Below are 2,617 nucleotides of genomic sequence, written 5' to 3'. Positions count from 1 at the left end.
CACTGCAAGTTTGCTATGAAATTTAGCGCATTGTTTTTAGACCGCTTTAGCGCTAAATTTTAAAATTCCGCAGCGTGATCAGACGCGACTGCGCTACGGCGTCTTTGCTACGCGCACCGATCGCCATGCAGGTTGCCGCGTGGGTTAACGCGGTCGCGCCGAAGGCTGATTGCGGTCGTCGCATGCTCCTATCCAGACATAAAATTCCAAGCGCGATTTTTGACAGCCGCCATGGCCGCTCGCGGATCGCCGCAAGTTCGCTATGAAATTTTGCCCGTTACTTTTGGACTGCTTCAGCGTCAAATTTTAACTTCCACGCTATCCATCCGCTTTGCAAAATTTAAAAATTTAAAATTTTTAGCTGATTGAGCGCGATCACTACGATCGCGACTGGCGCCACGAAGCGCAGTAGCACGAAATACCACAGCTTAAAGCCCATTCGTCCCATATATGGGCGCAGTAGAATTTCGACGGCTCGTTTTTTGATCACGAACCCTACGAAAATCGCCACAATTATGCCGCTAAGAGGCATTAAGATATTCGAGGTCAGGTAATCAAGCACGTCAAAAAAGCTCTTGCCACCTAGGCTAAAATACTCGCTCGTGCCCCCGTAATAACCCAAAATGCAGCATATCCCTAAAACATACGTCACGGCAAAAACTAAAAGCGAAGCGCGCTTGCGGCTTAGCTTGCGGGAGTTTACGAGATAATAAATCGCAGGCTCCAGCATCGAAATTGCAGAAGTAATCGCCGCAAATAATAGCGAGGTGAAAAATAAAAAGGCTAGGATGTTTCCGATCGCACCGAGCTTTGAAAAAAGTACCACCAGCGAGACAAACACTAGCCCTGGGCCTTGCGCTTTGGGATCGCCGCCGAATTCAAAGATGAAAGTAAAGACGATAAGTCCCATCATCACGCCGATTAGGACATTAATGCAGACGATATTTATGCTTGAGGTTAGGATATTGGTGCGCGCAGGCAGGCTTGCAGCATAGGTTATAATCGTAGTAACGCCAAGCGAAAGCGTAAAAAACGCAAGTCCTAGCGCCGAAAGAACACTATCCTTATTAAGCTTGGAAAAATCTGGCACTAGCAAGAATTTTGCGCTACGTCCGAATCCATCGAAACTCGCGGCGTAAATTAGCATTAAAACCAGCAAAACAAATAGCGCGGGCATCATCCAGACATTCAGCCGCTCGATGCCACTTTTGACACCTTTAGATACGATGAAAAAGCAAAACGCCGACGCTATGGTAAAGCACACCGCCACGCTTAAAAAGTCGCTACCTAAAAGTGCGTTAAACGCTGCGCCGCTTTCATCTATACTTTTTGGCAGATAAAAAGCGCTTGAGACCACGTATTTTAGGATCCAGCCCATTACGACGCTGTAAAAAGCATAGATCAAAAGCGCACTAATCATAAAAAATCCCGCGTATTTCCATGCGCCTTTGTATGAGGGTGCGAGCTTTTCAAATGCGCGCACTGGATCACTTTCGCTTAGCCTGCCGATGACGATCTCGGCTAAAAAAATCACGAAGCTAACCAAAAGCGTCAGCAAAAGATATAGCAAGATAAATGCGCTGCCGCCATTGGTGCCTACTAAAGTGGGGAATTTCCACGCATTACCGAGCCCTACGGCGCTGCCTGCGACTGCGAGAATGAAGCCGATTTTGCTAAATTTATCATTCATATTATGCCTTGTAGCGGAATTTGAAAGGGCAATATTAGCAAAATCTAGCTTAACTCGCCAAGCTAGCCGAGTGGAATTTAGGCAAACCCGCTATAATGCCGCGAATTTTAAAGGAGATAAAATGAAATCGATAAAAGAAGTGATGCTCTCTCGCCACAGCTGCCGTAAATTTTGCAGCTATAAACTAAATAGCGAGCTCGTGCGCGAGATACTTGATCTTGCGCGCTTAAGTCCCAGCTCATGCGGATTAGAGCCTTGGAGGATGATGATAATCTCGGATCCTTGTGAGATAAAAGAGCTTTCTGTAGCCTGCAACAGCCAGCCGCAAGTAGCTGAGTGCTCGCACGCCGTGATTTTAATCGCGCGTAACGATCTGCGCGTGGGCGAAGCGTATTTAGAGCGCACCGTCCGCCGTCGTGCAAACACTTCGCAAAAATATGAAGCTGCGATGAATTATTTCTGCGCGAAATTTGCGGACTTAGACGACGAAGCGCTGATGAACTACGCGACCAAGCAGCTTTATATCTTAGCGGCAAATATCGCTAATATCGCCGAGGGCTTTGACGTGCGCTCGTGTATAATGACCGGCTTTGACGCCGCGGCTTTGGAAAAATTCTGCGCTTTAGAGGCGAAATTTCGTCCTGCGATCATTGTGGCTTTGGGGCGTGGTGAGCCTAGCAAATATCCGCACACGCGCTACGAGCTAGATGAAATTTTAATCTCTCGCGGCGGCAGCGAAAAAAGATAAAATGGGTCACTTCTGCTTGCAAAGCTAGGCGCGAGCTTTGTTTATTAAAAGCGTCGTTTTGCGAAATTTTATCGGTTTAAAAGTGCGATAGCGTTAAAATGCGCTTAAAATTTCAAAGGATAATCATGCAAGTCAAACTTCTAAATTTCACTCCGCTTTGGGTCTGCTCAAATGCGATA

General features: G+C 46.8%; 2 protein-coding genes. One reads left to right on the top strand and one right to left on the bottom strand.

Annotated features, from left to right (window positions below; translation table 11 throughout):
- Window positions 1-340: 340 nt before the first annotated feature.
- Window positions 341-1,690 (bottom strand): sodium-dependent transporter, encoded by a 1,350-nt coding sequence (locus Q0256_RS10450; protein WP_297962800.1) that lies wholly within the window; start codon window positions 1,688-1,690, stop codon window positions 341-343.
- A 121-nt stretch (window positions 1,691-1,811) separates the two neighbouring features.
- On the opposite strand from Q0256_RS10450, the gene Q0256_RS10445 reads away from it, so the two are divergent.
- The gene (locus tag Q0256_RS10445; protein ID WP_297962798.1) at window positions 1,812-2,438 is read left to right on the top strand and encodes a nitroreductase family protein; all 627 of its coding nucleotides are present in this window, start codon (window positions 1,812-1,814) and stop codon (window positions 2,436-2,438) included.
- Window positions 2,439-2,617: the final 179 nt, after the last annotated feature.

This window comes from uncultured Campylobacter sp., from assembly GCF_937949835.1.
Lineage (GTDB): Bacteria > Campylobacterota > Campylobacteria > Campylobacterales > Campylobacteraceae > Campylobacter_B.
The sequence above is the reverse complement of the archived record's forward strand: the minus strand, read 5'-3'. Positions and strand labels throughout refer to the sequence as shown.